The sequence below is a fragment of the Hymenobacter plasmatis genome (assembly GCF_020711255.1).
Classification (GTDB): Bacteria; Bacteroidota; Bacteroidia; order Cytophagales; family Hymenobacteraceae; genus Hymenobacter.
Genome location: NZ_JAJFAW010000025.1, coordinates 16,368 through 41,279 on the forward strand (window position 1 = coordinate 16,368; position 24,912 = coordinate 41,279).

General features: G+C 58.9%; 23 protein-coding genes. 7 read left to right on the forward strand and 16 right to left on the reverse strand.

Translation table 11 applies throughout. The features are described 5' to 3' along the window. Window positions 1-20: 20 nt before the first annotated feature. Window positions 21-506, reverse strand: a complete 486-nt coding sequence (locus LJ738_RS16735) for a hypothetical protein (protein WP_227787525.1) — start codon at window positions 504-506, stop codon at window positions 21-23. Beyond that, entirely contained in the window at window positions 506-1,273 is a 768-nt protein-coding gene (locus LJ738_RS16740) for a ParA family protein (protein ID WP_227787526.1), read from the reverse strand. Before LJ738_RS16740 ends, LJ738_RS16735 begins: the two co-directional genes overlap by 1 nt. Window positions 1,274-2,139: 866 nt before the next feature. Between LJ738_RS16740 and LJ738_RS16745 the strand changes: the two genes are divergently transcribed. The 5 genes from LJ738_RS16745 to LJ738_RS16765 all read left to right on the forward strand — a co-directional run bounded on the left by LJ738_RS16745 (window position 2,140) and on the right by LJ738_RS16765 (window position 7,754). Further along, window positions 2,140-2,655: a BfmA/BtgA family mobilization protein gene (locus LJ738_RS16745; protein ID WP_227787527.1), complete on the forward strand. Its 516-nt coding sequence runs from the start codon at window positions 2,140-2,142 to the stop codon at window positions 2,653-2,655. 50 nt (window positions 2,656-2,705) lie between these two features. Continuing rightward, the gene (locus LJ738_RS16750; protein ID WP_227787528.1) at window positions 2,706-3,740 is read left to right on the forward strand and encodes a DUF5712 family protein; all 1,035 of its coding nucleotides are present in this window, start codon (window positions 2,706-2,708) and stop codon (window positions 3,738-3,740) included. A 35-nt stretch (window positions 3,741-3,775) separates the two neighbouring features. Then, the gene (locus tag LJ738_RS16755; protein WP_227787529.1) at window positions 3,776-6,034 is read left to right on the forward strand and encodes a TraM recognition domain-containing protein; all 2,259 of its coding nucleotides are present in this window, start codon (window positions 3,776-3,778) and stop codon (window positions 6,032-6,034) included. Window positions 6,035-6,114: 80 nt separating this feature from the next. Further along, the gene (locus LJ738_RS16760) at window positions 6,115-6,387 is read left to right on the forward strand and encodes an antitoxin VbhA family protein (protein WP_187455466.1); all 273 of its coding nucleotides are present in this window, start codon (window positions 6,115-6,117) and stop codon (window positions 6,385-6,387) included. Continuing rightward, the gene (locus LJ738_RS16765) at window positions 6,387-7,754 is read left to right on the forward strand and encodes a Fic/DOC family protein (RefSeq protein WP_187455467.1); all 1,368 of its coding nucleotides are present in this window, start codon (window positions 6,387-6,389) and stop codon (window positions 7,752-7,754) included. Before LJ738_RS16760 ends, LJ738_RS16765 begins: the two co-directional genes overlap by 1 nt. Window positions 7,755-8,026: 272 nt before the next feature. Here the strand turns inward: LJ738_RS16765 and LJ738_RS16770 are convergent, their stop codons facing one another. The 4 genes from LJ738_RS16770 to LJ738_RS16785 all read right to left on the reverse strand — a co-directional run bounded on the left by LJ738_RS16770 (window position 8,027) and on the right by LJ738_RS16785 (window position 13,273). Beyond that, window positions 8,027-9,874 carry an AAA family ATPase gene (locus LJ738_RS16770; RefSeq protein ID WP_187455468.1) on the reverse strand — a complete coding sequence of 616 codons (1,848 nt, stop codon included), beginning with the start codon at window positions 9,872-9,874 and terminating at the stop codon, window positions 8,027-8,029. Between the two features lie 4 nt (window positions 9,875-9,878). After that, the gene (locus LJ738_RS16775; protein ID WP_187455469.1) at window positions 9,879-10,400 is read right to left on the reverse strand and encodes an ABC-three component system middle component 2; all 522 of its coding nucleotides are present in this window, start codon (window positions 10,398-10,400) and stop codon (window positions 9,879-9,881) included. Then, window positions 10,366-11,418 carry an ABC-three component system protein gene (locus LJ738_RS16780; protein WP_187455470.1) on the reverse strand — a complete coding sequence of 351 codons (1,053 nt, stop codon included), beginning with the start codon at window positions 11,416-11,418 and terminating at the stop codon, window positions 10,366-10,368. The genes LJ738_RS16775 and LJ738_RS16780 overlap by 35 nt, the downstream gene beginning before the upstream one ends. Before the next feature lie 895 nt (window positions 11,419-12,313). Then, the gene (locus LJ738_RS16785; RefSeq protein ID WP_187455471.1) at window positions 12,314-13,273 is read right to left on the reverse strand and encodes a site-specific integrase; all 960 of its coding nucleotides are present in this window, start codon (window positions 13,271-13,273) and stop codon (window positions 12,314-12,316) included. A 188-nt stretch (window positions 13,274-13,461) separates the two neighbouring features. Here LJ738_RS16785 and LJ738_RS16790 point away from each other — a divergent pair, with 188 nt between their 5' ends. Together LJ738_RS16790 and LJ738_RS16795 are read left to right on the forward strand one after the other, a co-directional pair. Then, complete coding sequence (locus LJ738_RS16790; protein WP_227787530.1) at window positions 13,462-14,430, forward strand: hypothetical protein; 969 nt, start codon at window positions 13,462-13,464, stop codon at window positions 14,428-14,430. A 365-nt stretch (window positions 14,431-14,795) separates the two neighbouring features. Then, window positions 14,796-15,056, forward strand: a complete 261-nt coding sequence (locus LJ738_RS16795; RefSeq protein ID WP_227787531.1) for a hypothetical protein — start codon at window positions 14,796-14,798, stop codon at window positions 15,054-15,056. A 105-nt stretch (window positions 15,057-15,161) separates the two neighbouring features. On the opposite strand, the gene LJ738_RS16800 is transcribed toward LJ738_RS16795, so the two are convergent. Genes LJ738_RS16800 through LJ738_RS16845 form a run of 10 tightly spaced genes read right to left on the reverse strand, consistent with a single transcriptional unit; the run spans window position 15,162 to window position 24,907 of the window. Continuing rightward, a complete protein-coding gene (locus LJ738_RS16800) occupies window positions 15,162-15,551 on the reverse strand; it encodes a hypothetical protein (RefSeq protein WP_227787532.1) in 390 nt (129 codons plus the stop codon). A 17-nt stretch (window positions 15,552-15,568) separates the two neighbouring features. Continuing rightward, window positions 15,569-16,108, reverse strand: coding sequence for a hypothetical protein (locus LJ738_RS16805; RefSeq protein WP_227787533.1), 540 nt, complete (start codon window positions 16,106-16,108; stop codon window positions 15,569-15,571). Window positions 16,109-16,114: 6 nt separating this feature from the next. Next, the gene (locus LJ738_RS16810) at window positions 16,115-17,005 is read right to left on the reverse strand and encodes a hypothetical protein (protein WP_227787534.1); all 891 of its coding nucleotides are present in this window, start codon (window positions 17,003-17,005) and stop codon (window positions 16,115-16,117) included. Window positions 17,006-17,035: 30 nt separating this feature from the next. Beyond that, window positions 17,036-18,430, reverse strand: coding sequence for a conjugative transposon protein TraM (gene traM / locus LJ738_RS16815; RefSeq protein ID WP_227787535.1), 1,395 nt, complete (start codon window positions 18,428-18,430; stop codon window positions 17,036-17,038). A 17-nt stretch (window positions 18,431-18,447) separates the two neighbouring features. Next, window positions 18,448-19,347 carry a DUF4138 domain-containing protein gene (locus tag LJ738_RS16820; protein ID WP_227787536.1) on the reverse strand — a complete coding sequence of 300 codons (900 nt, stop codon included), beginning with the start codon at window positions 19,345-19,347 and terminating at the stop codon, window positions 18,448-18,450. Between the two features lie 19 nt (window positions 19,348-19,366). After that, window positions 19,367-20,116 (reverse strand): conjugal transfer protein TraK, encoded by a 750-nt coding sequence (locus LJ738_RS16825; RefSeq protein ID WP_227787537.1) that lies wholly within the window; start codon window positions 20,114-20,116, stop codon window positions 19,367-19,369. Between the two features lie 49 nt (window positions 20,117-20,165). After that, entirely contained in the window at window positions 20,166-20,825 is a 660-nt protein-coding gene (locus LJ738_RS16830; protein ID WP_227787538.1) for a hypothetical protein, read from the reverse strand. A gap of 23 nt (window positions 20,826-20,848) precedes the next feature. After that, on the reverse strand, window positions 20,849-21,979 hold the full coding sequence (locus LJ738_RS16835) for a conjugal transfer protein TraG N-terminal domain-containing protein (RefSeq protein ID WP_227787539.1): 1,131 nt from the start codon (window positions 21,977-21,979) through the stop codon (window positions 20,849-20,851). 14 nt (window positions 21,980-21,993) lie between these two features. Beyond that, window positions 21,994-24,609: a TraG/VirB4 family ATPase gene (locus tag LJ738_RS16840; RefSeq protein ID WP_227787540.1), complete on the reverse strand. Its 2,616-nt coding sequence runs from the start codon at window positions 24,607-24,609 to the stop codon at window positions 21,994-21,996. After that, window positions 24,578-24,907, reverse strand: coding sequence for a hypothetical protein (locus tag LJ738_RS16845; RefSeq protein WP_227787541.1), 330 nt, complete (start codon window positions 24,905-24,907; stop codon window positions 24,578-24,580). The genes LJ738_RS16840 and LJ738_RS16845 overlap by 32 nt, the downstream gene beginning before the upstream one ends. Window positions 24,908-24,912 lie beyond the last annotated feature (5 nt).

The window sequence follows — 24,912 nt, forward strand, 5'->3', positions numbered from 1 at the left end:
CAGCACTTTCTACCCCTCCCCTACTTGGCCGGCGGCAGCTTGCCGGTTTTGCGCAGGTGCGCGTCGTAGTGCCGGTGGGCGGCTTCCAGATAGTTTTTGATGGTGGTGGGCGTATCCGGGCCGGGCGTGGCCAGCAGCAGGCTCATCTTAATCTCCTGCACCACGGATTTAGCGATTTGGACCGTGTGCAGCGGTACTTCTATCTCCGGCGCGGGCGCAGCTGCCACGGCGGGCTTACGGCCCCGGGTGGAGGCGCGTACGGGCGCAGCCGCCGGGGCTAACGGGGCTGCCGCAACTGGCGCGGGGGCCGCCACCGGAGCGGGCGCCGGTGCTGGGGTAGCCGGAGCGGCTGCCGCGGCGGGCGGTGCGATGGGTTCTACCGGTGCGGGCGGCGCCGTGGCCGTGCGGGTGGCCTCCCCTCCCATCCCGGCCCGGGCCTGCTGGCGGGCTTCTTCGGGCACTTCAATGCGGCGGCGCGGCGTGATTTGTGGTTTCTCGAAGCCCATTATTTCGCGGAGGTTGAAGTGGTGGAGACAGAAGCTGCGGCCGTGGCGCGGCGGTCGGGCAGGCCCAGGCGCTCGATGAGCTCCTCGCAGACGCGGCGGATTTCGTCCGAGGTATCCTTGGTGCCGCCGGCGTAGCGCGCCCAGGCCGGGTTAAGCAGGCTGTAGAGGGTCGACGCACGGGTGTAGGCCTTGCGGTGGCCCAGGGAGGAATTGAAGCGCGAAAGGCCCAGTCCGTCGATGTAGTCGTCCATCTCCTTCTCTTCCCGCTGCCCCGCCACCCGCTTGGTGGGCAGGCCGTAGTACTGAAAGTCAATCTGCGCGTCGTCGGCCGCTTTCTTGATGGCCTCCAGAATAGTCATAAACTCGGCCGTGGAGGCCCGGTCCAGGTAATCCGACACCAGGGGCACAATCACCGCGTCGCAGGCCGTCAGGGCGTTGAACACGTCGTCGCCGTCAGCGCGGCCCGGCACGTCGATGATGATGAGGTCGTAGTTGTGCTCGGGGTTATCGATGAAGTCGAAAATCCGGTTCAGCTGCCAGGGATACACGTCGTAGGGGTACTGGGCGTCGGGGTTGGCCTCGCGCAGCTTGGCGAAGTTGGCGGCGTCCACCTGCTCGCGGGTCTTGACGATGCTCTGCTGGTAGTCGCAGTCGAGCACGGCGATGCGCAGGCCGTACTCGGTGGCCAGCGGGGCGGCGAGCACGAGGGCCAGGGTGGATTTACCGGAGCCCCCCTTCTGGGTGGCAAAGCTGATAACCTTGGACATAGTTGGTGCGGGGTTGCGGGCGTGAGTAGCTGCCGGTCACGAGGACCAGCGGGACAGAAGCCCAAATATAATAGAAAAGCAGAAAAACAGAACATCACTTCTGCTGAAATGCAGAAATGTTTTTACGCAATTAAACAGGAAAATAGTTCTGTTGCATAGTTAATAAACAGAAATGTAAAACAACAGAATTGTATAAAAGCATTTAAGCAGAAATGCACTTTTGCTGAACTGCAGAGTTGGAGGACTGCGGTTCTGCACGAGCATGAAGTGGACATACCTGTATTGTCGAAACAGAAATGCAGAACAACAGAATTATATAAAAGCAGAATTAGTCAACTGCCAGCAGCAGGATTCAGAGAACAGAAACACAGAACTACAGAAAAGCAGAAATACAGTGTAGCCCTACCTCACCCGGCGGACTTTGATAACTACTGACAACAGAAAAACAGAATTGCTGAAATGCAGTAACAGCCTGTTTCACGGAAACGTCGCTGCTGGGCTATAGGCAGCGATTGATGGGAAACAAGGTGCGTGTCTGATGGTGGCCGGCTAGCAGGGTATTATAGTTCCGTATCCGGGAAAGGCGGGCTAAGCCGGAAGCCAGCAAAGGAGAAGGAATAGCGGGCAGTGAAGAAAAAGGCGGCAGCTTCTAACACGGAAGCGGAAAGCTGCGTACTAGCTTCTGACTAACTTTTTACTAAGTGTAGATTAGTCTTAGCAAGAAGAACAACCCACTCCTGCGGCTAATGCCTTAGTCTTGAGTGGTTTATAAACCAGCAAAGCTGATTTATGGGCCATGGGAAGCTAAGTGCCTGATTTAAAGATTGAAAAATGGCCCACAAGGCCGCTAAACCGGAAACAGCACGATGAACACGGAGCTACGCAAGCGGGTCACGCTGGACAACAACGCCCACCGGAAGGCCGAAGCGGCCGCGACGGAAGTGGGCACCAGCCTGGGAGTATATGCCAGCGCGGCGGTGGAATACTTTGCTACCCGGGGCCTGGACCCCCGCGAGACGGAGGCCCGCGAAGGGCAGCTCATCATGCAGCAGATAAAGAAGCTCGGGGACCGGGTATTCGGGTTTCTGCAGGAGCAGGAGCGCACCCTGCTCACGGCCATGCTGGAGGAGATGCTGTGCACCCGCATCACCCTGGACCGGCTGCTGCGCCTGAACGAAATCCTGGTGAGCAACCTCAATGCCCAGCTGGAAACGCTCAGCGAGGCGCAGCTGCAACGGCAGCAGCAGGCGCTCCAGCTGCTGCGTCAGCGCAACGAGGAAGCGGTGGAAAAGCAGGTGAAAGAAGCATTGGAAGCGGCACGAAAGGAGGGGCCCGGCAAGCGCAGTAAGACAGCCGAAGCAGCAGCAGGGCAGGGGCAATAGGGCGGGAAAGCACCCACAATACGCGAGTAAAAAAACCGGTATACCTTCCGATGTACGTCAAATTAATCAACCCCAAAACGCACGGCAAAGCGGCCTATACCAACACCGGCAGCAGCGCGCAGACGCTCCAGTACCTGCAGCACGAAGCGGTAGGGGAGGGGCAGGAAGCCGCATTTTTCAGCGCCGACGCGGACCAGTTGAACGCCGCGCAGGTGCGGCAGGCCATCGATACCAATGTGAAAGGGCTGCGGGCCGGCGAGGCCAAATTCTACTCCCTGGTGCTGAGCCCGAGTGAGCAGGAGCTGGCTCACATCGGCGGCGACCCGGAGAAGCTCAGGGCCTACACGCGGGAAGTGATGCAGCAGTACGCGCAGAACTTCAACCTGCCCGGCGGCCGAAAGCTGGGCAGCCAGGATATCGTGTGGGGCGCCGTGCTCCACCAGGACCGCACCCACCGGGGCACCGACCCCGAAGTCGTGGCCGGCACGGCCAAAGCCGGGGAGAAGCGCACGGGCCGGCAGGCCCACGTGCACGTCATTGTCAGCGCCCGCGACGCGGAGCAACAGATAACCCTCAACCCCGGCGGGCGCCGGCAGCGGTTTGATTTGATGCGCTGGCAGGCGGCTTCGGGCCGGCACTTCGAGCGGCAGTTCGGCTACGTGGCCCAGGAGCATGAGAAGCTACGGCCCCAGGCCACCCGGCAGCGGGACAGTACCCACGACGCCGGCCGGCTGGAAAAGATTGCCGAGCGCGTGGCGCGCATCAACCTGCTGGTGCCCCGTGAGCAGCGCCTGGCGCCGGACACGGTGCAGGGCATCGCGGTGGCCCGGGAATTTGACAAGACCTTTTACCGGATGCTGGCCCGGGTGGAAGAGCGGGCCCGCGACGGACGTCCCATTGACAATGCCCTGCAGCTGCTTAGTACGGGGCGGGAGCAGGCGGCGGCTCCACAGCGCCAGGCCACCACTGCTCTGCACGCGGTGCAGCACCTGATACGCCGCGCCCGGAACACCCAAGACGAGCGTACCGAGCACGTGGCCGAGAAGCCCGGGCGGCGCGGGGCAGAGCTCGACATCGAGATGTAAGTACCCCAGCAATCTACCCCCTTTCCCTGTATCCTATGACCAGTTCACCTCCCCGGCCGGCGGCCCAGTCCCAATCTATCGGCTTGCTCATCGGCCTGCTGCTGCTGGCCTTGCTGGCCGGCGAATGGTACGTGCTGCAGCATCCGGCGAAACTAGCGGCAGCCCGGGCGGCCCAGCATCACGCCGTGCAGACCCCAGGCCTGACGCCCGGCCAGCGCCTGGCGGCCCGGATGGCCGTCATCAATCAGCAACGGGCGGAAGCCCGCCGGGCACGGCTGCAGCGGCAGGCGGGGCCGGTAGTAGGCCAGCCAGCTGCCGAACTGGCCACGGCCACGAGCCGGGCCGGCGACCAGGTAGTGAGTAGGGGAGGGGCGGCCGCGCTGAGCGTGGCATCGGCCGGCCAGGGGTTTAAAGGCAAGCTGCTGGTCAAGGCGGGCCGGTTCTATGAAGCCGCCGGCGGCTATCTGCGGGGGCTGGTGCTGCTCATGGCCGGAGTGCTGGTATTCGTGCTGCCCGCACCCGAGCGCAAACCCGGCGGGCCAGCCCGGCGCAAGCCGCTGCGGCCCGAGGCCGTGCGCGTCGTCGTGGCCAGCTGCGCGGGGCTGTTTCTGCTTAGCGCCTACGGGCTGCTCACCATGGCTTCCTACCCGCCGGGCTTTATCCGGGTGGGCTACCCCGTCGCAGTGACCATGGTGCTGGCCAGCGGCTTTGTGGTGGGGCTGCTACGGGCCGCGACCAGGAGCCCGGAGTTCGGGCTGAGCGTGGAGCGTAAGAAGCTGGAGACGCCGGATGGGTTCAACCTGCCCACGGAAGGGGGCGGTTGGGTGAACGTGCCCAATCCCTACCGCGGCGTGCTGGTGCTGGGCGGTGCTGGCGCGGGCAAGACCTACTCCATCGGGGAGCCGCTCATCGAGCAGCTGGCGGCCAAGAACTTTGCCGGGCTCATCTACGACTTCAAGTTTCCGGTGCTGGCCGAAACGGCGCAGAAAGCGCTGGAGCTGGCCGGGCGCCGACAGAATCCGCCGCGGCTGCTGGCCAACGGAGAGCCCGAGCCGGCGGTGGTGCTGCACGTCATCAACTTCCGCGACCTGACCCGCAGCGAGCGGGTGAACCCGCTGCGGGCCGAGGACATGCCGGTGGTAGCTTTCGCCGAGGAGTACTCGCGGGCCATCATCAACAACCTCAACCCGGCCAGCATCCGCAAGATGGAGTTCTTCGATATCAGCGCGGTGGCTTACCTGACGGGCATCATCTGGTTTTACAAAAAGCACTTTTCCCGCTACTGCACTATTCCCCACGTGGTGGCCACGGCCGTGCACAAGGACTTCAAGCACGTGCTGAGCATGCTGGAAACGGACCCGGAGTGCGCCGGCATGGTGCGCAGCATCGTGACGGCCGTGGAGCAGCGGGCCGAGAAGCAGGTGGCGGCCGTGGTGGGCACGCTGCAGGTGATTCTGAACCGCATTAACTCGCCGGAAATCGTGTGGGTGCTCACGCCCGACGAGGCGAAAGGGGAGGGGTTCTCGCTTAATCTGAATGACCCGAAGCAGCCCGCGCTGCTGTGCATCGGCAACGACCCCACGCTTAAGGAAACCTTCTCGCCGGTGGTCAGCTGCATCATCACGGTTGCCATCAAGCTCATGAACCAGCAGCACAAGCACCGCAGCTACGTGTTCCTCGACGAGGCCGCCACGGTGTACGTGCCGGGACTGGAGCTGCTGCCGGCCACGGCCCGCAGCAACAAGGTGGCCACCATCTACATGACCCAGGACTTAGCTCAAATGACCGATGCCTATGGCCCTGAAAAGATGAAGGTTATGGTGAGCAACCTCAACAACCAGTTTTTCGGCAAGGTCAACTCGCTCGATACGGCCAAGTTCATCTCGGAGCTCGTGGGCCGCGAGGACAAGCAGATGCACAGCACCAGCACGGGCAAGAGCCAGGGCGGGGGAGGGGGCCACGGCAGCCACAGCTCCAACCTGAGCACCAGCTACCAGGAGCGCAACCTGGTGCGGGTGCAGGACGCCATCGGCCTGCAGCAGGGCGAGTTTATCGGGCAGACGGTGGAAACCGAGCGCACCTTCTTCCAGGGCGTCATCTCCCGGGCCGACGCCACACAGGAGCGGTTTCCGCTGCACCCCGTGGCCACGTTCGGGACTGGCGAAGAGGACAGCGCCGCCGTATTGTCGACGGTGGTGCAGGAGAACTACCGGCGGGTCAGCCAGCAGGTAAAAGAAACGCTGGCCCTGCATGTAAACACCTTAGCAGGAGGCACAAAGAATGAGGTGGATTAGCCTCAAAAAGACCGTTAAAAGCGACGTTTAAGCCCTTTTTACTGTTAAGTAAGTACCCGAGTATCCACACCCAGAACCTTATGATGAAGACCTTTTTCACGCCCGCCCCGGCCGGCCTCACCCCCGAGCAGCTGACCGCCCGCCAGGAGCGCGAGCGGCACGCCAACAACTCCATTGCCATCCTGATGAGCAACGGGCCCGCGCCCAGCCCGGAGGCCCTGGCCATCATGCAGCGACACGTGGACGGGGATATAAGCATCGAGGAGGCCATTGAGCTGACTGACGCCATGCTGCTGGCCCGCTACCGGCCGGCAGCCGACTCCGCTACCTCCGAGCCTAACCCCGCGCGCTGATGGTAGCCGGCGACCGATTCAGCGACGAGAACGGGGTGCGGATAAACCGGCTGGGCATTACCGACTCTCAGCAACTGGCCCAGGCCGAAACCGATTCCTCGCTGCTGCGCCTGCAGCGGCTTAATATGCAGGGTGGCATACCCGGCGGGCGCTATGACCACGCCCATCTCAAGCAGGTGCACGAGAAGCTGTTTGAGGGCGTCTACCAGTGGGCCGGCGAAACCCGGGCCGACCGGGAGTTTCAGGGGCACAAACCCACGTACGTCACCGGCTTCAAGGAAACGATGACCTACGCGCCCTACAAGGAGATAGAGCCGCGCCTGAACGCCATCGGTGAGCAGCTGGGCAAAGAGAACTACCTGAAAGGGCTGCCGGAAGAGAAGTTTGCCGAACGGGCGGCCTACTACCTCGACCAGTATAACCATGCCCATGCCTTTCGGGACGGCAACGGACGGACGCTGCAGGCCACGTTTGTGCAGCTGGGCAAGGAAGCCGGCTACCAGGTTGACTTTGCCCGCATCGACCCGGCCACGCTCAACCGGGCCCGCGACCTGGCGATGGTGCGCCCACATGCGCCCCAGGAAGCAGAGAAGAACCTGCAGGCGCTGAAGGCCATGTTTGAGCAGGTCATCAGCCCGGCGCCGGGCCTCGAAGCTGAAAAGCTGCGTGACCCCAGCCAGGCGCGGCCATTAGCTGCCTTATCCGCGCAGATGCAAGCCATGGATGCGCGCCGCGAATTTGAGGTGACGGGCTATCGGGTAATGGACATTGTGGCCAACATGCCCGGGGCCGGCAATTATGAGAAGGGCGTCGCGGTCGGGAAGGGGGTAGAGGCTACTAACCTGAATCCGGCGGCTATTCAGACCCACTTGGGGCAGTTTCAGCAGGCGGCGGAGAAAATCAGCAAGCATCCGGCTTTGCAGGGGCCCGATGCCGCGCAGGACCAGCGGGACGCGCGGCGGTTTCGCGCGGCGGCCGAACAGGTGCAGGTAATAGCAGTGACTAGAGAAGCAGCTAGTGCCCAACGGCCGCTACCCCAAACTCACGCGGAAGCCCAGACCGTTTTTAAGGACGCTGCCAGGCAGGTGGCCCAGGGCCTACGCGAGCACGGAAAAGGACTGGAAGCGACCCGACTGCAGGAAGTGTCCCGGCACGTAGAGCGTACGCCGTTTATTGGCGGGTTGAATCGGGAAAACATCGGTAAATCCATCGACGCAGCGGATAAGATTGCGGCGCTGAATGGCAGTCGACAACTGGACGAGTTGAAAAGCGCGGTAGGTATAATGGAAAAGCCCCCTAAAGAATTGGAACTTGGCACAGCCAAGATGGAAGCGTATGGCCGCGATGTCAGAGGTATAGAACGATAGGCATCAAAGACAGGGTTCGAAAAACCTACGAAAAAAATAGCATAGAAATATGGGTTTTTAGGCCTTGGACGAGGATAGAATTACTATTCGGAAAATGGTAGTTTATCGAACCTTATTCAGCAAAGGAAACCTTTGTAAACAGAGTTCAAGAGGATTATCCAATTGCGTTAAGGCTATTGTGGCCACCCTGCCAGGTAATGGTGAGCTGGATGGGGGCGGTGCCGTCAGCGGCCAAGGCGTCGAGGCGAAGCTGGCGGGCGAGTTTCATTTACTTATTGTAAATACGGAAAAAACCCATAACGACCATTATTCGGGTTCTTTGTAAAAATATTGTAGTGTACAGGGGCTTTAGATTCGAAATGAGGTATCTTATTTTCAATAACAATGACTTGCTCATTGCTGAAAACCTCGGCTATTATACGCAAAACACTGGCTTGGACTTCCTGAGGCAGTAATTTGTCATCAGTAGTCTGCTCAGGGTTTTGCCGTGTTGTGAGTGGAGAGTCAAGGACTATACAATTACTGTGAGGTATCTGCGACACCTTGCAATGCATCAAAAGTCCCAACAAGAAAGCTGAGTAAGTAATAGCCCGCGTTCCTTTACCCGAGTTTGTGCGGGGTTCTCCTCCCAAAACTATATCGAGAACTTTAGGGGATTGGTCAAATGTAATAGGTGGGGAAAATTCTATTTTCCATTCTGTCAGCAAGTATTCTACTTGCTGACAAAAGGAGGCTATTGCCATTGGTGCAAGAGACCTATCCAGCTTGGTGGCCTTTTCACCAGAAGTAATTGACAAGCTGTCTTCTAAATCCCGAAACTGCTCAAGCCTTCTGACCAATAGCTCTCTTTCAAAAGCTTGCGTCCGCTTTTCAGCGAATGACGATAACTGATAGCGTAATGACTCGATTTCTGGAACAATGCCTTGTGCAATACGATTATCAATTTCTTGATACTGAGCTGAAATAGTGTTGCTTTCAGTGGATAATTCTTCCTGCTGAGTAGAAATATTACCTAAGGCTAGCTCTAGTTCAGAAAGTTGTCTTCTGATGTTTGCTGCTTCCTGCTGGCAGGCTTGTTGAACTAGTTCATTGGATAAGGAGTCTCTTTCGCAGACTGCCCTGCGATGGTCGCTTCCTAGAGGTGTAGCGCAGAAAGGGCAGGCGATGTAATGTAAGTCGTCGAAAAGAAAAAGTCCTTCAGAGATAAATTCTAGACGCTGGACATCAGAATAATAATGCTCTTTAAGGGTGTCAAACCGAATCCTTATTTCTGAAAGTGTAAGCGCTTTCGTTTCTATGTCCGAAGCTCGATTTAATAGGGTTCTGCGTTCGCTATCAAGAGTGTTTAGCATTGATAACGCCCGGTTCAATCTGATATTGGTTTGACCTATTTCATTTTCAACATCTGCTGACTCGAGTTCAAGTAATGCAGCTAGTTCATCTTCGAGACGTTTGATAAGGGTTGAAATCATCTTCAACTCTCCATTACGTCCCGCTGATACTACTTCTTTTTTAAGCTTTTTAACAGGTTCGGCAGCACCAATCCCGGTAAGGAGCAGATTGAAAAGCGAAGCTGCTTTCGTTGAATTTGCAAAACCTTTTACCGTGAGCGGGCTATTCTTTTCGATAATACCTACTTCATCAGCTAATAGTAAGGGGCGAAGTGTATGAAACGAAAATTTCTCCGTTATTCCTTCCTCGTTCTTGGGTAGATGGGTTGCCTCCCCAAAACCGCACAACTGGAGCAGAAAAGAGGATATGGTATGTGGATGTTTCTTGCTTGGCTCTTTTTGCTTTAATAAAGTAGATTTTAGCTCTGAAATAGCTTGATAAGCCCCTCTAAAAAGCAAGGTGTCTGTATCCTCAAACTTTCGTTTAAGAGTGTACTGCATCGTAGGGAAAGCGAGTAGTTCTAAGTAAGCTTCTGTATAGCCTTTAGATTGAGCTATTTCTCTGGGCTTATTGCTACTCCCGAGTAAAAAGGCGATGCATTCAAATACCCAACTCTTACCAGTGTCTGTAGGGCCAGTAATAATATTCAGGCCAGGTCCGAAATCAAGAGAGGCTGGTGCCATATTTTCACCTGTGACAACCAATTTTGTAATTCTAAATCCCAACATCGCCTTATGGAGTAATCTTGTTTCGTGCGTTGCTCATCTGCTGCATTTCGCTACCCCAGACAGAGATATTCGAAAGCATTAGCTTAGACATGCTTTCTAGCGAGGTTTGACCAAACCTTTCAACCAGCCATCGTGCGCGTGATTTTAGCGCTTTAGAATAGCTGGAACTTAAATGGTCAGTGAATGGAATCGTCAGGTCAGAAGCGAAATAAACGATACCTTCGCTCGAAAACTCTTTGGTAACTAGCTCTTTTGCTGCAAACATCAAAAGTCCTTTTTCCAAATTTGTTTTGTGTGCAAGCCACTCTCCTGTTCGATATGGCACAGCTGCATGCAGGCTCTCCGGCCCGCCTTCTATGTCAGCAGAGTGTACAAGGATATAATCTAAAAAAAGAAGCCTTTGAAGGTCTGTTTTCAGCGGTCGTAATGCGCCTAGTATATACAGAGCCCGTAAGCCTAGCTCAAGTGGCTGATTAAATGGCCTCGGAATATTATTTGGAGGTGCTAGAGATTTGATTTGTTCCATAGTAGCTAAAAATCCAAGATGTTATCCGACCGTTATTTGCTAAATGATGACAAATGCCAATTCTATCGTTGGCAGATACTTCATTTTGAAGCAAGCTATGGTTAATGGGTAGCAGAGATGCCGTCTGAGTGACGTTTAGTAGGCGCTCAAAAGCATTTGCGTGGCTTCGAGTATAAGTCGGCTTAATCCCAGCCTCAAACTGAGTAAGTAAACTGTCAAAAGCAGTTTCTATATAGTTGTCTCTACTGAATTCTTTTAGGGCTTCTGCGGAATAGAAATCAATTCTGGTTTGCGCGAGATGGTCTTTGAAATGCGGAAAAGAATCCAAATCAGTCTGCGTGTATCCTGCTTTGTTACACGCATCTCCATAGGCTTCGAGTGCTAGCTTTATATAGATTGATTCTCTTGTCTCGTCAATTTCCGCAGGAGGCTGTAGAACTGGCCTCTCTTTTTCCGTTACTATACCAAAAACGTGTGCATGATACTTTGTGGTCTGGTGTTGCTTGATAAATTCCCCTGGAGGAACACTTTCGACAATGGAAAAATCGAAGGCTTCAACGTACTTTTTGAAATCGCCTGATAATATTTCTGGTATATGTTTACCAGCGCCTTTGATGCCCTTTCCCTCCCACCGTTGCAAAAGTTCTTTACGAAGTCTATGCGGAGCATCAATGAGTTCTGATAGTGATGAGCCGACACCTTTGGATGTCATAAGTACATACCTATTTGGTATGTTGATTTCTCCCGTGTAAGTGTAGTGACAAAGCTTCGCTAATTCTTCCCAAAACTCTCCCGGCGTTAACTTATCTCCATAGTACTTACACTGATAGGTGTCATAGCGGCGATTTGGAGTGCCGGGTGGGTCTATCCAAGCCACAACATCACGTCCTTTATCATTAGCTCCCCCACGGCATTCTACCAAATCGTATCGGCTGCGCAAGTATTCATCAGCCCACTGAAGAACAAAGGTTTCAAATTTCTTACTATCAAATGTTGACAGTCGTTCTTCAGGTGTCATGAAATCTCCGATTGCAGCGCTGCCCAACAACCGAGTTCTATTGCCATTAGGCCAAGCCTGTGGTTGGGGAAGTACTGTTAGCGACGACATCAGAGGTATTGTAAGCTGGGCCAACGGATTGATTGATTAAGGATTTGTACAGCTAGCTAAAACGATAAGCTCATTGATTGATGGCTCCGTCCTACGAGTAGATGAGCAGGCGGTGAGCATTTAGCTCGGCCTAGTCACTACTTCCTCGCAGCAGCACCAGCATCTCCTCTTTGGCCGCCACCAGTGTCTGTCGCAAGGTAACTCCCGCGTGCGCGCCTCGCAGCCGGCCCGGCACGGGCGCAGCCGCTGCACCGGCTTCAGGTGCACGGTTTGGGTGTTACCCGGGCCCGTTTGATGGACAAGGCCGGGTTAAGATGTTCGGCGAGCGGATACGCATTGAATTTCGGCGCAAACCCGGCGCACCTAGCCAAAAGTAGCGGAAAGCACGACAATTCTAACATGTCATGGGCACGCCATTAGAAACCCAACGCCTTCGCGGAGTTGTGTTCGCGTGCGTTGTCGAGGCGGGCGTGACGGCGAATCACAGCGCTCGTCTTGTGCTTGGTCTGGTTCAGATTTTATGCTGTCATCCGCGCCACTCGGTTTGGCCGTGGTAACGAAAAGAGGCACGAAAGGCGGAGTTGTATAGCCGGAGCCCAGCCCGTATTAAACCACAACCACTTGACATGATTGATAATCTAGCCCTTGCTGGATAGCCCAACCCCAGCAAACATGCTTCTATGCCTTCTCATCATGTCGGCTCAGGATGGACACCTTCGAGGTTGTAGAACATGCTAACCATGTTTACTGGGGTAGGGGAGCAGAACTGCGATTTTACATGTTGTAAACGAGCGTTTATAGGCTGTTATAATCCTAATTCTTTAGCGGCATTGTGTTGCTGCACGTTGTCCAAACGAGTGTAGCGGCGAATCATCGCACTAGTCTTATGCTTGGTCTGATTCATGATTTTGCTGTCATCGGCCCCGTTGAGCTTGGCCACCGTGACAAAGGAAGCCCGCAATGAGTGAGCTGTATAACCCGGCCCTAGGTAGCGCTGCACCAACGTATTGATGGTCTGGTCCGACAGGCGGTTCGTGGTGAGTCGGTTGCCCTTGCGCAACATCACGAATACGGGACCTTCACTGCGTTCCAGTTGCTCCAGCCAAGCTTTTAAGGAGCGAATAGGGCAGACGGCTGGCTCAGGGGAGTAGAAAATGGCCTTTTCCTCGTAGTCACCCAGCTGGTTAGTTTTGCTCTTGCCTAGCGACACGACGAGGCACTCTTCGGTAAAGCGCAAGTCCTGCACATTGAGCGCCGTCAGCTCGGAGCGGCGAAATGCCCCCGTAAACCCGAGCAGCAGAATGGCCCGGTCTCGCAGCCCGGTCAGTGTCTTCACATCCAGGCTGCGAACCAGTTGTTTGAGCTGCACCAGCGAAAACGCCGGTGCCTGCTTTTGTCGCACGCCGTGCACCCGGCGCACGCCGTCCATGAAAATCTTAAACTGCTTGTCATCCGTCGGCGAGTCAACGCCCCGGACGGCGTGGGCCTTGCTGATGGCCGCGCAGTGCTGTTCCAGGGTGCCGACCTTTTTGCCCGTTTCGGCCAGGTGGGTACAAAAGCCAACCAGGGCATCGACGGGTGCTGGCAATGCTAAGAAGCCATGTTCGGTGCACCAGGCACTGAAGCGCTTCAGGTGGGCCGCGTAGGACCGGGCCGTGTTGGGCGCGCCGGTCAGTCCGGCCTCGACGTAGCGGGCGGCCGCGCCGGTGTGGTGCGCCAACCCGTGACCCACGGGATTCACAGTGAGTGCGACGTCGTTTTCCATGCAGTCTATATATAAGGTATACTTGCCCGGTTTTGGGTTGGGCAAGCAAGATAGTAGATAGGTAGCGATAAAACTTACTAATCGCTACCTATAATTTGAAGAAAATGGCCCCCTTAACAAATGACCGAAACAAGGTGCTTACGGGAGGATGAACCTTCGCAATAGTCCTAGCGCGTTTTATTAGCTATTTGCAGGAAAATCTTAGAGAACAAACTTTCGAAAAAATGGACTTGAACTTACTGACTATAGCTCAGCGGGCCACCCTGAGCTTAACTATTACCAACTCTTTCACAAATGCCTTGTCTAAGATTTCACAAATTGAAGCGCTAGCAGATAAGATTGATGGGTCCGCAGAGTTTACAACTGATGAGAAGGCTCAAAATCGCAATTTTTCTATAATTGGGTTGACTAGCATTTCAGAGCACTTGCTAAATGAAATATTATACCGTGTCCTAATTTCTTATCCCAAGAAGTTGGGTAGCAAGCAATTCGCTGTTGATGAATTGCTGGACGAAGGCTCGATTTTGGAGTTGTTCTACAAAAAAGCTAACCAAAAAGTGTTGGATTTAGCATATGGCAAGTTTGAACGGTTTGTTAGACAATTTTCAGAAACGGTGGAACTAACGGCCCCCTTGAGCCATGAGATTATAGGGAATGTCAATGAAGTGAAGTGTACTAGAGACTGTATCATCCACTCTGATGGCAAAGCCAACGACCAATATTTTGGAAAGGCCGGTCAGCAGGCACGGGTGTCCAGAAACGGCGAAAAGCTGGATACCACTCTTGCATATTTTCACTCCTCAGTAGCAACGTTTACTCGTTTCATCACCGACATAAGAGATGCGTTGCCTAGCAAATATGCTGATTCAACTAAAAGCTATGTTTTCAAACAAATGTGGGAGGCGACTTGCCTGAATCGACGGGTTAAGTTTGACCAAGCGTGGACAATCATTGACGGTTCGATGGTTCGGCCTGTGAAACTCGATAACGATTTTGGCTTTTCAAGCTCCGAGTTGGTCATGCATGACCTCTTTAGGCATATGTATAGTTATGATAGATTCCCTGTTGACTTCCCTCTTCTTTTCAAAAAATGGAAGCCTCAGTCAAACGAGCACCAGATTGCCATTTCATGGTTGGATAATCAATTCTACTTCTAGGTTGATTTAACGTAGGGCAAGCTATTGTCAGAGTTCAACAACTGCTTGTTTTGACCGTATTGGCTAGCTTTGCCTGCCAAACTGATAGCCGAGTATGCTAGCCCAGAAATCCTACGCTTTGCATAGCTGCCCCTCGTCAGCGGTTCACTCTGCGAACTGGCTGCGCTGGGCTCACCAGCAGCCGCTGCCCATCCAGCAGCGGCCCGCCCTGTTTGTCGGCTCTCTCGGGTAACGCTCCCTACTTTCTGAAATCGGTACTCTGCTGGACCTTTAAGCGGCCGGCGGTACTGATAAGCTGATTCCTGCCCGGCCGCGTGCTGCGGCTGCAGGCGGGGCGTTTCCCATCCTTTTCGTTGACATTTTCTATGGCCGCGAGTCCTTATAGCCGCTTTTCCAGCATTTGCCCTACCGTGCAGAAGCTGGTCATTCGGCTCATACAAGAAGAATTCACCCCCTTACTATCTCTTTCCGCTGACGTTTCCGAGGCTGCCTGGGCCCGCGCCGTGGCGCTGGCCGACCCTACTTTCCTGTACTGCACCGCCGCCGAACCTGCCATTCGCATCTGCCCGGAGTCCTACCAGCAGCTGCAGGCATTGCTGCAACGCGAGCTGACCAGGGCGGAGTAGAATGCCCCATCCCATAAGAAAAGCCCGGCCAGGAATCTGGTCGGGCTTTCTCTTTGGTGCAGGTAAGGCTTAGGGTGAACACTGAGCTGCGTACAGCTTTCTTCCCTACTGCCCAAGCACGTACACCGGCACGGCCTGGGCATCGGTGCCGCGACCGGTTTCCTTCTTCACTTCCCGGCCGTCGAGCAGGATGGCGGCCGTGATTTCCGACGCGGCTGTGCCCCCGTCGAGGCTGGCCAGCAGGCTGAGGTGGTCTCCCTGCTTCATCGTGCGCTTGAAGCGGTAAGTGGCCGGCAGCGGGACATTATTGAGCGTAGTCGTGCCGCCGCTTTCGTTATCGTAGCTGAGGTAGTCGGATAGCGGGGCGGTGGGGGAAGAAATGCGATACTCCACCTGGTATTCCTTGGGGCCGGCGGGCGTCGCGTCGTCTTTGGAGCAGCTGGCTACGGTAGTCAGGGTCAGGCCGCTCAGCAGCAGATAAGTCAGTCGTTTCATAGGTCAGAAAAGCAGGGTTAGCGAAAGTGATATCGCAGGCCAGCGCTGGCGTAGCCCGGCCATTGGTCGATAAGCGGGTTGTTGAACAAGTAGCCTTTGGTGGCGGTGGCTACCAGCGAAAGCCGGTTGCCCAGGAAGCAGTCGACTTCCGCCCCGGCCTGCGGGCCGTAGGTAAAGCGCTGCGGCGCCTTGGCGTCGGCAGCCAATTCGGCGGTTCCGTTCTCCCCGGTGCGCTCATAGCCGGCGCCGGCACCCAGCAGCAGGTGCACGTAGGCTATTTCGCCCAGTCGGAAAAGCTGCGGGGCGAGCAGCACCCGGCCCACGTAGCTGGAGTATTCGCCGCGGCCGTTCAGGGTGCCGGATTCGCGCAGCCCGCTGACGTGCAGAGCCAGGCGGTTAGTGAGCATGCTGGTGTAGCTCAGCTCGTAGAAGTTGCCCTTCTCGGAGCGGCCCAGGTGGGCGCCCCAGCTGGAAATGTGTTGGACGTGGCGCTGGGCGGAGGCCGGCACGGCGCCGGCCCCCGCCAGCAGCAGGGCCACTAGCAATAGGTTCTTCATAAGGGGTTAGTTGCGGGGACGGGCCCGGTCCGCTTTGATAAGGGCGTTTTGCACCAGGATGTCGGAATAGACCATTTCAGCCGCCTGCCGCGAGGGGCCGGGCTGGGAGGCTTCGGCCAGCAGCCGGTCGGCTTCCTGGCGCAGCTGCATGGCTTTAATCATGTTGTCGTTCGAGGTATTCAGGGCCACAATCCGCTCGCCTTCGGTCATGGCGTAGCGGCCGGGGTTCTTCAGCGTGGCATTCATCTCGATGCTCTGCTGGGTCATCTCGTCGGCAATCTTGTAGTAGCCGAAAGCGGTGGCAATCTTCTTTTTCTGCATCATCTCCTCGTAGGCAAACGTGGAGACGGCCGCTTCTTCCCGCTTCTGCTGGTACTGCTGGGAGCTCATGCGGTTGTTGCCCGCCGTGGCGCCCGAGCCGAAGCGGGAAAACACGTCGTACACCGTGTTCAAATCCTGCTGGGGGTTGCCCATCTGCAGGGCCTGGCGCAGGCGCTCGGCCTTCTGAAACACGGGCATGTACTGGTTGCTCTGCCCCCGGCCCGACATGGCCAGGGCACGGGCAAACAGCTCCTGCGGGTTGGAGAGGCGCAGGTCCTGAACGCTCTGCACCTTGCGCAGGTCGGCCTGCACCTGGCGCTGCAGCTGGAGGGTCTCATCGGTGATGTTCTTGACCTCCCCGGTAATGTCCTTGGTGACGCCCGCAATCTGCCTGGCATCCTTGATGACCTGGTAGTTTTTGACTGTTTCGGTCCACTGCGCGAGGCGCTTGGCAAACTCCCCAATCTGCACGCCCATGTGCAGCGGGTCATTCACCACCATCTGGGCCTTTGACTCAGCAGCGGTAGCCAGCGTCAGGGCCAGAGCCACGAGGGCCGGCAAAAGCATCTTTTTCATCGTCTTATCCGGTTAGGTGAAAGGAAAGGATTAGCGCGCCACCGCTTCCGGGCCCAGCCGGCCGGCGGCCGCCGTGGTAATCAGGATGGGGTAGCCATCGGGCAGCAGCACGTCGCGCAGCTTGGTGCGGGTTTTGGGCCGGGCGAGTACCGAGGCGGCAACCCGGCCGCCCACGCCCACCACGGAGTTAGCGGCCGAAGCCGAGCGGTCGATGGCCGTGCTGATTTCCTGGGTGGTCTGCTGCTGCAGCTCGTTGCCGGCCATGCCGGCTTCCCGGGCTACGCGCTTCACCGGGTCAATCATGATGCCCGGCATGTAGTTGAAGTCGTAGATGTCGGCCTGCACCCGCGTCGGGCCCAGGCGGTTGACTTCCAGCGTCACGTTGTTGGTGCCCACGGTGGCCACGCCGGCAAAGACCATGTTCTTGGGGAAGGTGACCCCGGAAACCACGGCATCCTCCAGCAGGCGCAGGATGACCACCGAGCCGGTGCGCACCTTCTGCTCGCCGTTGATGACGCACTTGAAAAACACGTCCGGGGCCAACTGCTGCTCGCGCTGGCTGCCCTGGGCCATCATCCGGGTGGCATTGCCCACCTTCACCGTATTGAAGCCATCCATGCCGGGCGCGCTCATCCGGTTGGCCAGCAGCTGCGCGGTCTGGTTGGGGTCGCGGTAGCGCTTGCCGGTCATGCGCTCGTAGGCGGCGCGGGTTTCCGGCGGCGAGGAGCCCAGCATGGCCAGCACGTCCGGGTCGGTTTCAAACGGGGTGCCGTCCACGTCGCGGGTTGGTACCAGGCTGCGCCCGCTTCGGCTAGTAACCGGCCGGGGGCGGCCTCCGCCACTGGCGATGAGGCGCCGGCGCGGCACCACCAGGGTCTGCGCCCGGTAGGAGCCCGTGGCAGGGTCCTGAATCGTGGTTTCAATCGTGTCCACGTCGGCCGCGGCCAGGCGGGCGGCTTCGGTGCGGCGGGCTGCCGCTTGGGCGGCCGCCTGCGCCCGGCGCCGCTTGCGCAGGGCCAGGCCGGTGGTGTCGACCGCAAACACGTCCACGACATCCTGGTCCGTGGCCCGGGCCGGGGCGCTCTGGGCATCCTGCTCCGCGCGGCGCTGGGCTTCAATCTGGGCCGAAGGGGAAGTGGTCGGCTCCGGGGGCGTATTTTCCACCGAGGGGATTTCGGGCTCGATGTTGGCCGAGGCGGCCGCCACCGGCTCGCGCTGCTGCTGAGCGGCTTCCTTGGCCGATTTCAGCCACAGAAACAGGCCGCCGATGACGAGCACCAGCAGCAGGCCGGCGAAGGCCATCCAGTTCGCGCGCAGTATTTCCGTGGGGGTGCGCTTTACGGGCGCGACCGCCGGGGCCGGCTGCTCGCTTTCCGGGCGGACAACCGGGGCGGCTGGTTGGGTAGGGGGAGTGATGGGTTCCATAGTAATAGCGGGCAGCGTTAGATGGTAGCGGCGCGGTTAATCACGCGGGAGGGCACGGGCAGCACCAGCACCCGGGCCCCGTTGAGCTCCCGCAGAGTGACTTCCAGGTAGCCGCGCTCGGTGGCCGCGTACAGGGGAATGGCGTAGGTCAGGTAGCCGGTAGTGCGCCCGGTAATAACCTGGTTGGGTCCGCCGCCGGAGGGAGCCAGCGGGCGCCGGGCCTCGTTCTTTTTGCGGGCCAGAAACTTCTTCTGGGCGTTTTCCACCAGCTGGAAGTCGGTGAAGTCCACGTTGTAGTCGATGTTGGTCTTGTTGATGACTTTGAAGCGCAGGTAGGTGAAATCCTTGTCGTTGCGCACGTTGGCCAGCGTAAGCACCAGGTCGTTGTCGACCACGGCCACCGCCTGGTGCTCTTCGCGGACTTTGCGCAGCTTCTGGAGCTTGCCCTCGACGACGGCTTTCTTTTCCCGCTCCTTGTCCAGGGCCAGCTCGTTTTCCGGGGCCGCACCCGTGGAGGAGGCGTTTTTGCCGTTGATGCTCAGCGTGCCGTCCTTTTGAAAGTCGTAGAGCTGCAGCACCGGGCGGTTCACGTACACGAGCCGGCCCATCCAGTACTTCGAGCCGTAGCGGATGAGGATGGGCGTGGGCGGGGCGTGCTTGCGCCTGGCGCGCACAAACACGGCGTTGGCCTCAATCTTGACCAGGTAGTTGTTGGCCATGCCCACGTCGACCAGCGACACCGGCCCGCCAAAGACCAGGTAGGTAGTGGAAGAGTCGGACACGGCCACGTCCAGCAGGTTATCGCTGGCCACGACGGCAGTGGCCGGAGAAGTGGCGGCGCCTTGTGCGTGAACAGGCGCAGTTTGGAAAACTAGTGTGAGCAGCCCCAACAGGGCCGGAAGGGTGTGAAAACGCATGAGTGAGAAGGATAAAGGGTTACTTAGCCGGGGTAGTAGGGGCCGGAGTCGCGGCGGGGGCCGTCGGGGCCGTGGATGGGCCGGCCGGCGCCAGGCCGCGCTCGGCTTCCTGCAGGCGGCGCTGCCGGTCGGCTTCCTGGGACTGCAGCAGCTCCTGCTCTTCCCGCGTCAGCTGCGGGGAGTAGGGGATGTAGTCGAAGTTGGTGATGAGCAATCCGTAGGGGTTGGCATCCGAGCGGTTGGTTTCCACCAGGTTGAACTTGGCGGCCAACGGCAGCGGCTCCTTCTGCTGGCCGCCGATGAAAATGCGCTGCTTGATGTAGACCGCACCCGACCAGGGGCGCTTGCTCATGTCCACGAGCACGCTGTCCACGGTCACGACGTTGCGGGCGGCGTAGCGCTCGTAGTTCTGCAGCACCTGCCCGCGGGTGAAGCCCTCGTAGATGCGCCGGCCACCCCGGCCCTCAATCAGGGGCAGGGCCGCGTCCAGGTTGGCCTTGTAGGTGTATTGGTCGTGGCCGAACATGGTTTGCATGAACTGGCGCACCAGGTTGCGGGCCTCGTAGGGGGTGTGGGCGTCGTTGCCGGCCGAAAGGGCCGCCACCGAGCCGGTTTGTGAGACGACGTACACGCGCCGGCCGCTGTTTTCGTAGGCCCGGTAGACGAGAAAGCCCGAGGCCAGGGCCACGAGCAGCAGGGCCAGCACGCTGCCCAGCGCCAGGTTGCGCATGGTGGAAAAGGAGGTACTTAAGTCTTTGGCGGTATCCATTGATTGAGAGTCTGGTTGTGGTAAATGGTGCGTTTTCTCTCCACTGCCCTTACTGGCTGATGGGCAGCAGCACCTTTTTGAAGGAGTCATCAAACCCGCCGGCCTGGCCGCGGTACGGGTACACGACCAGGGCGGGCTGCTTCTGCTCGTTCTGGCCCAGGAAGGCGTAGAGCGTGCCGCGCACGGTCAGCGGCTTGCGGGGCGCAATCGGCGTGACCGAGTATCGCTCCCGGCCCGGGACATTCAGGTTGAGGCCGCCGACGCGAAAGGAGGCCAGGGTGTCACGGCCGTTGGGTGAGTACAGCGGCAGCGAGGCCGGTACCTGCTGGCGGCCGAAGCCCTGCGGTATCCACTGCAACACGGCCTCGTAGGAAATGCGGTAGCCGGGCGCGGCTTTCACGCCGTCGGCCCGGTCCGGGTCCGACTGCCACATAGCCGGCAGCCGCAGCTGCATGGGCTCGGCTTGCAGCACCTTGGCGGAAACGACCTGCAGGTAGCCCTCGCGGGGAGTTTGCTCGGCTACGCCGGGCCTGAGGTCCACGGCCGTGATGGGCAGGGGGGCCGGTCGGGCAGTAGTGGGCGGAGTAGTGGGCCGGGTGGCGGCCGGCGCGTCCGGGGTGGTAGCAGCTTCCGGCGTCTGGTTAGACTGGCAGGCCGCGGTCAGGCCCAGGGTAAAGCCGGCTACGATGAATGAGGGAAGATTCTTCATGGATAGGAAGTCAGAAGGATGGGTTATTTGGTCCAGATGCCCGAGGCCCGCTGGCGATAAGACGGGTTCAGCGCTTCCGACATGGTGATGGTGGGCAGGCCCGAGGAAGCAGAGGAGGCGGCTGATTCGCCCGCCTCGCTGCTAGCACCGGTACCACCGCCGCCCCCACCGGTGCCGTGGCTTCCTCCTCCGCCGCGGCTGCCGCCGTTGCCCAGGGCGCGGCCCACGGCACTCGACAGGCCCCCGCCACCGGGCGAGGCCACGCCGGCCGCAGCCGTCGCGGCACCCACGGCCGAGCCAACCATGGAGCCCACGAAGCCCTGCACCGCCGAGGAGCCGATGAACATCGAGGTGAGGTAGGGCACCATCACGTAGAGCAGCACGAAGGCCACGGACATGACCATGAACTTCTCGTCGTCCACCGACTGCTGCGGGCCATTGGTGAGCCCGCCGAACAGGCCGTTGGGGGCCTGCGCCGTCTCGGCGTAAAAGCCGTAGATGGTGTCGAGCAGCACGAACGTGAGGCCCCAGAGCTGCACGGCCAGGAAGTTCTGCAGCCACTTCATGGCCAGCTGCCCAAAGGCCGGAATCACTGACAGCGTCATGGCAATCGGCCCGCACACGTACAGAAAGCCCAGGATGAACTGCTGGATAAACTGCATGATGTGGCGGATGATGAGCACCGCCGTGGCCGTAAACAGGCGGGTCAGGATGCCCGAGAGCGTGAACGAGCTCAGCGTCTGCGAAATGCTGGTCATCAGCGAGCTGGCACCCGCCACGATGTCGCCGATGCCCATGGAGTCGTTGCGCGCCGCGGCGGCCACCGAGGCCGGCGTGGTCAGGTCGCGGATGGCTTCGGCGGCCGACTTGTCGGTGGAGAACATGGCCGTAAAGGCCGCCAGCCCCGCCCCCAGCGTATCCATTAGCGTCTGGTAGAAGAAGAGCAGGAAGAATATCCAGGTGGCCTTGATAATCGGCCCCCAGTCCATGGCCAGGCCGCTGCCGGAGATGAAGCCCCGCCCGATGGTGTAGAGCAGGGCAATGCCCATCAGGCTGGGCGTGATGAAGCGGCAGGCGGTGAGCACGACCTGCAGGGTCTGGTCGCAGGCCCGCAGAAAGCCCGGGTCGATGCCGTAGGCGACCATCCCGAGCATACTCCCCAGCATAGTCATGATGCCAGGGCCCCCTTCCGGGCCTGTTTATCTTCCACAAACTGGTCCACGGCGTAGTCCAGGCGCTGCACCCGCACGGGCTCGTACTCCATCTGCCCCTCGTCGTTGAGCAGCACGTGCCCGTTCTTGTCAGTCCGGGGCCGCTGCTGGGTCTGCTGGTAGAACTTCACCAGCTTGTTGAGGTGGTTGCGCTCCACGGGCTTGGATGTCAGGATGGCATCGAGCTGCGGGGAGGCTTCCAGGGCGAAGACCTTGCCCTTGGCGCCCTGCTTGATGAAGAACTCCCGCAGCGCTTCGGTGGAGCGCACCGACTTAATCAAATCCATCTCGTGGCCGGTCAGGCCCAGCGGGGCTTGCAGCTGGGTGAGCGAGTCAGGGTTGACGTGGCGCAGGATAATCTTGGTGGCCGAGTTGTTGATGATAGCCGGCCCGATTTTGCTGCTGGTAATCTCGGTAATGCCCTGGGTGATGATGGTGACCGAGCCGTTGGTTTTGCGGATGGTGCGGTACATCGATTCGATGAATTCTGACAGCACCCCCGAAAGCATGGTCCAGGCCTCGTCCAGGGCGATGTACTTGATGTCGTCGGGGAACCTGCGGAACAAATCCAGACTCAGCTCGGTGATGAGCATGGCCACCACCGGGTAGAGGTCGGGGTCGGCCTGCACCTTCGCTAGGTCAAAGCAAATGAGCCGGTACTCGCTCAAGTCCACGTCGCGCTGGGCGTTGAGCACCCGCTCGTAGCGGCCGCCGGTGATGTACTGGCCCAGCACCAGGAAGAACTGGTGCATGTCGATGTACTTCAGGTTTTTCTGGTACTGCCGGCGGGCCCCATCCAGCGGGTCCGGCTCCACCCCGTCGCCGGGCTGCGCCACCGGTTTCTGCATTTCCTGGTCGTATTGCTCGACAAAGCGGTAGAAGCTTTCCATGCCGGGAAACTCCTCGTCCTTCTGGTTCAGGCGCGGGCTCTCGTTGAGGCAGGCGTAGTACTCAATCAGAAAGCGCGAGAGTATGGTGCGCTCCGACTTGTCCAGCGCCGTGTCCTTGCCGCCCTTCCAGAGCGCGGCGAGCAGGGCCAGGTGGAAGTTGGTTTTTTCGTCGTTGTAGAGCCACTTGCCCGCGGCGTCGCGCGGGACCACGAAAGGGTTGAACTCAATGGGCCGCTGTGGGTCGTACTCGAAGTAGGTGTTATCGAAGTCCTCGCCGTTGAGCGACTGCAGCACGTTGCGGTAGGTGCCGCCCACGTCCATGATAATCTGGCGGGCGCCCTTCTCGAAGCGCTGCACAATCAGGTTGCCGAAGGTGTAGCTCTTGCCCGAGCCCGAGGGGCCGATGACAATGGCGTTCTGGTTGTCCAGGGCCGTGTTGAACAGGTTTACCTGCACCAGGTTGCGGAACCTATCGGTCAGGAATTCCCCCACCGGGTCGGTTTTATAGGTGGCCGTCCAGTGGGTGTAGCAGGAGCCGCGGTCGGCGGTGCTGGTCAGCCAGCGGTCCGGCACCTGCCAGGCGTTGCCGGGCAGCAGGCCGAAAAACACCGGCAAAGCCAGGTAGCTTTCGACCACGCTTTCCGTGCCGAACATGTAGCGGAAGGCGGCGGTGGCCCGCTCCACGTTCTCGCGCCGGCTGGTGTCGTTGGTGTCCCAGAGCACGCACGAGAGGTGCAGGCCCACAATCTGCTTGTTTTCGGCCCGCACCTCGGCCGTGAACTCCTCTACTTCGGCCGCGCGCAGGTGGTTGTCCTGGGTGGCCAGAAACGAGAGGGAGGCATTAAGCTTGCGGTCGGTATCGAGCGAGCTGAGCTCGGCGCGGGTATCCTGAATGAGCAGGGCCTGGGTAAGCACGTGCGGGCACTGCAGGATGTGGGTGAGCGGGTAGAGCATTGGCGCCGTCACCCCGTACCCGTTGCGCACGGCCGGGTAGGCATCCGAGCCCTGCCCCACCATCGACAGCACGTTCACTTTGTGCTCGCCCACGCTGAAGGTGCCTAGGTCGTTGCCGATTTCGCGCTCCTGCCGGGTGGGCTGGCCGTCGAAGTTCAGGTTGAAGTACTGCAGGTAGAGCTGGTGAATCTCCGCGCTTTGCAGCCGCTCGAACGTCACACCGCCCAGGTTCTTGATGCCCTGAATGAATTCCACGGCACCGCTTTCCGCGGCTTCGAGCGTGTGCACGAGCTGGGCAAAGGGGTTCTTGAGCACGGCCTCGCCGGCGCGGGCCACCAGCGCATTCACCGCGTTGGTCTTGGGTGACTTGACGGCCACCGGCGCGAAGGAGAGGAACAGGTAGGACTTCTGGAACAGCACCAGCCGCTCGAAGAAGTGCTTGTTCATCTTGTTCTCGAAGTAGGTCTGCTGGGTTTTGTCCTCGCGGTAGGGCCGGTCGTAGTAGATGTCGGTTTTCTGGACGATGGTGCCTACCGGCAGCGGGCGCAGCACGCCCACCAGCGCGGTCTGGAAGGTCTCGTAGTCGTCCGAGGTCCAGCTTTCCATCTCGGCGGGCTCCACGCGGAAGCCCACCGCGACGCGGCCGTCCTTGAAGACCACCTTGTCGCCCTCGAAGCTGTGCACGGGCATCACGGCGTTAAACGCGGCCGTTTTGGGCTGTTTGGTCATGGGTGAAAGGAGTGGGAATGGGCCCCACTGCCAGGCGGCGGGGCTGGATGAAGGTGAAGGAGAGCCAGCCCATCAAAAAGCCGGGCGCCTGCCGCTTGCTCAGGTAGCGCAGGCCCAGAATCAGGCCCAGCTCCACCACGATGACAAGCAGGTACACCAGGCGCGGAATCTTGACGGCCATGCCCAGAAAGCCCAGCAGCAGCACCGAGCCGATGAACAGGCCGACCATGATGCCCAGGTCCTGAATGTTCATGCCCAGCACCTGCGCGGGCCGCTCGATGGATTTGTAGGAGCGCATGGCCG

Coding starts and splice junctions, on each gene's coding strand:
- LJ738_RS16805 (WP_227787533.1), bottom strand. CDS start 16,108: ATGAAGAACCTATTGCTAGTGGCCCTGCTGCTGGCGGGGGCCGGCGCC.
- LJ738_RS16770 (WP_187455468.1), bottom strand. CDS start 9,874: ATGTTGGGATTTAGAATTACAAAATTGGTTGTCACAGGTGAAAATATG.
- LJ738_RS16760 (WP_187455466.1), top strand. CDS start 6,115: ATGATGAAGACCTTTTTCACGCCCGCCCCGGCCGGCCTCACCCCCGAG.
- LJ738_RS16800 (WP_227787532.1), bottom strand. CDS start 15,551: ATGAAACGACTGACTTATCTGCTGCTGAGCGGCCTGACCCTGACTACC.
- LJ738_RS16750 (WP_227787528.1), top strand. CDS start 2,706: ATGTACGTCAAATTAATCAACCCCAAAACGCACGGCAAAGCGGCCTAT.
- LJ738_RS16740 (WP_227787526.1), bottom strand. CDS start 1,273: ATGTCCAAGGTTATCAGCTTTGCCACCCAGAAGGGGGGCTCCGGTAAA.
- LJ738_RS16755 (WP_227787529.1), top strand. CDS start 3,776: ATGACCAGTTCACCTCCCCGGCCGGCGGCCCAGTCCCAATCTATCGGC.
- LJ738_RS16795 (WP_227787531.1), top strand. CDS start 14,796: ATGGCCGCGAGTCCTTATAGCCGCTTTTCCAGCATTTGCCCTACCGTG.
- LJ738_RS16780 (WP_187455470.1), bottom strand. CDS start 11,418: ATGACACCTGAAGAACGACTGTCAACATTTGATAGTAAGAAATTTGAA.
- LJ738_RS16830 (WP_227787538.1), bottom strand. CDS start 20,825: ATGAAGAATCTTCCCTCATTCATCGTAGCCGGCTTTACCCTGGGCCTG.
- LJ738_RS16775 (WP_187455469.1), bottom strand. CDS start 10,400: ATGGAACAAATCAAATCTCTAGCACCTCCAAATAATATTCCGAGGCCA.
- LJ738_RS16810 (WP_227787534.1), bottom strand. CDS start 17,005: ATGAAAAAGATGCTTTTGCCGGCCCTCGTGGCTCTGGCCCTGACGCTG.
- traM (WP_227787535.1), bottom strand. CDS start 18,430: ATGGAACCCATCACTCCCCCTACCCAACCAGCCGCCCCGGTTGTCCGC.
- LJ738_RS16735 (WP_227787525.1), bottom strand. CDS start 506: ATGGGCTTCGAGAAACCACAAATCACGCCGCGCCGCCGCATTGAAGTG.
- LJ738_RS16835 (WP_227787539.1), bottom strand. CDS start 21,979: ATGCTCGGGATGGTCGCCTACGGCATCGACCCGGGCTTTCTGCGGGCC.
- LJ738_RS16785 (WP_187455471.1), bottom strand. CDS start 13,273: ATGGAAAACGACGTCGCACTCACTGTGAATCCCGTGGGTCACGGGTTG.
- LJ738_RS16840 (WP_227787540.1), bottom strand. CDS start 24,609: ATGACCAAACAGCCCAAAACGGCCGCGTTTAACGCCGTGATGCCCGTG.
- LJ738_RS16765 (WP_187455467.1), top strand. CDS start 6,387: ATGGTAGCCGGCGACCGATTCAGCGACGAGAACGGGGTGCGGATAAAC.
- LJ738_RS16745 (WP_227787527.1), top strand. CDS start 2,140: ATGAACACGGAGCTACGCAAGCGGGTCACGCTGGACAACAACGCCCAC.
- LJ738_RS16845 (WP_227787541.1), bottom strand. CDS start 24,907: ATGCGCTCCTACAAATCCATCGAGCGGCCCGCGCAGGTGCTGGGCATG.
- LJ738_RS16825 (WP_227787537.1), bottom strand. CDS start 20,116: ATGGATACCGCCAAAGACTTAAGTACCTCCTTTTCCACCATGCGCAAC.
- LJ738_RS16820 (WP_227787536.1), bottom strand. CDS start 19,347: ATGCGTTTTCACACCCTTCCGGCCCTGTTGGGGCTGCTCACACTAGTT.